Genomic DNA, 860 nt, shown 5'->3' on the forward strand with positions numbered 1-860 from the left:
CGCATCCGCGGGCAGTTCCAGCCCCTGTATGATCCGGCCCAGGAGCCGTTGTCAGAGGGGGTGCTGGGGCTGGACCAGTTCGTGGCGCAGACGGCAGGGTACCACCTGTACGGCGCCCAGCTTGCCGCCGCGGAAGCGCTTCGGCGCAGGCTGCAGACCGCCAGGTTCGGCCTGCTCATCGCAGAATGCGGGTCAGGAAAGTCTAAGGTCGGCAGCCTCGCCTTGCAGGCATACTTCCTGCAAAAGCACAGGAAGTGCCTGCATATCGTCCTCTGCCCCTCCCACATGACAGGCAAATGGGTGCGCGAGCTGGAGGAGGCCATCCCAAACGCGCGTGCTGCCATCGTGCGGACGCCGGCGGACATGGACGCCCTCTACGCGGGGTATGCCCGCGGCGGCCGCACCGTGTTTGCAGTCCTGTCCAGGGAAAGCGCGCGGGACGGCTATATGCGCCGCCCAGCGGCCAGATGGGACGCAAGGCGGCAGGGCTTTACCTGCCCGGACTGCGGCAGCGTGATCCAGATGGAATTCATGGACTGCGGTAAGCGGACATTGACAGACGCTACGCCGGAATACTTCCGGACAGAGACCCGCGCCAACCGCAAGTGCGAAGGCTGCGGCGCTGTCCTCTGGACAGCCACAACCGCGGAGGAACAGAGCGAATGGGTGCGCATCAGCCATCTGGGCTATGTCCACCGCCGTTTTGCGTACCTTGCGCGGGACGCCTGCAAAACAGCGGCGGCGAAAAAGCAGCTTGCCGCCCTGCTGCGCGAGCCGGACCGTTTCATGGCCGCCCGCGGCGCGTGCCGCCGCTTCCCGCTCAGCACCTATATCAAAAACCGGTACAGAGGGAAGATAGA

General features: G+C 65.3%; 1 protein-coding gene. It reads left to right on the forward strand.

All coding sequences use genetic code 11. The annotated features are described in order from the left end of the window. A partial coding sequence (locus H8S45_RS17000) for a DEAD/DEAH box helicase family protein (RefSeq protein WP_186950600.1) occupies positions 1-860 on the forward strand: 860 nt, incomplete at both ends.

This window comes from Agathobaculum faecis, from assembly GCF_014287995.1.
GTDB lineage: Bacteria > Bacillota > Clostridia > Oscillospirales > Butyricicoccaceae > Agathobaculum > Agathobaculum ammoniilyticum.